The following is a 1,424-nucleotide window of genomic DNA, read 5'->3' as shown; positions in this document are numbered from 1 at the left end:
AGTTGAGGAGGATGCCGGGCTCGGGTGCCGCGGCGATGCGGTGGCGCAGGTCGGGCTCGGCGCAGTGGCGCAGGAGGTCGTGGCTGAGGTCGGGCTGGGGCAGGGCGCGGCGGGCTTCCTTGACCCGGCAGAGGGCGCGGCCGAGGAGGGGACCGAGGGCGAGGCCGCGGGCGGCGTCGTCCGGCGGCAGGTCCTGCGGCAGGTCCGGCTCGCCGCCGAGGGGGTCGAGCCGCAGCGGCACCAGCGTGGTGAACCAGCCCACCGTCCGGCTCAGGTCGTGGCGCGCCGCCTCGCCGGCCGCGTCCGCCAAGCTGTCCGCCAAGCTGTCCGCCAGGGCGTCGGCATCGCGACCGTGGCCCTCGATCACGACGCGCACGGCTCGCCCGCCGCAGCGGCGTGACACCGCCACCGCGAGCGCCGCGAGCAGGAGTTCGTCGGGGCGCGTGCGGTAGGGCCGGCCGGCCCGGCGCAGGAAGGCGTCGGTGGCGTCGGCGTCGAGGCTGTCGGCGATCTCGGTCTGGGCGGATTCGACGTTGGGTGCGTCGGGCCGGGCGGGTTCGAGGCCGCATGCGGGCGGCGCGAGCTGCGCCGCCCAGGCCTCGGCCCAGGCGCGGCGGCGGTCGGCCTCGGCCGGATCCCGGGCCAGGGCGTCGAGGTGCCGGGCCCAGGCGGGGAAGGAGGTCGCGGGCGCCGGCAGGGTCCGCCCCGCGAGGACCAGGGCGAGATCCGCCACCAGGATGCGCCAGGAGACGGCGTCGACCACGAGGTGGTGGGCGACGAGGAGGAGGCGCTGCCCGCCGTCCGGGGCCGGATCGACCAGGACGGCGCGCAGCATCGGCCCGCGGGCGAGGTCGAGACTCGTCTGCGCGGCCTCGGCCAGCGCCGCCAGGGCGGCCGCGTCCCGGGCCTCGCGGCGCCACAGCGACCCGGCGGCCGCGACGGCGTCGGCTGCGGTGCAGGTCTGCCGCCAGCCGCCGTCGGCCGCCTGCGCGAAACGCAGCCGCAGGGCCGGATGGGCGGTGGACAGCGCGGCGAGCGCCTCCGCGACGCGGTCCGCCGCGAGGCGCGCCCGCGGGACGAGCAGCACGGCCATGTTCCAGTGCGCGCGCCGCGGCATCGGCGCGGCCAGGAACCAGCTCTGGATCGGGGTCAGCGGCACCGGGCCGGCCTCGAGGCCCGGATCGGTCGCCGCGTCGCGCGCGGGGAGCGCCGGGCGTGCGCCCTGGCGCTCGGCGTGCGCGGCGAGGGCGGCGAGGCTCTGGTGGGTGAACACGTCGCGGGGGGTGAGCGTCAGGCCGGCCTGACGGGCGCGGGTGACGAGCTGGAGGGCGAGGATGGAATCGCCGCCGCGCTCGAAGAAGGTGTCGGAGCGGGCGACGGCGTCGGGGCCGGGCAGGCCGAGCACCGCGGCCCAGAGATCGGCG

The 1,424-nt window shown here is 78.9% G+C and carries 1 protein-coding gene; it reads right to left on the bottom strand.

From position 1 onward, the window contains the following. Nucleotides 1–1,424: condensation domain-containing protein (locus BMY19_RS30305; RefSeq protein WP_244535091.1), on the bottom strand; the 1,424-nt coding region annotated here is incomplete at both ends.

The organism is Methylobacterium sp. UNC300MFChir4.1 (genome assembly GCF_900110155.1).
Taxonomy (GTDB): Bacteria; Pseudomonadota; Alphaproteobacteria; order Rhizobiales; family Beijerinckiaceae; genus Methylobacterium.
Note: the sequence above shows the minus strand (reverse complement) of the source record. Positions and strands in the feature narration are given on the sequence as shown.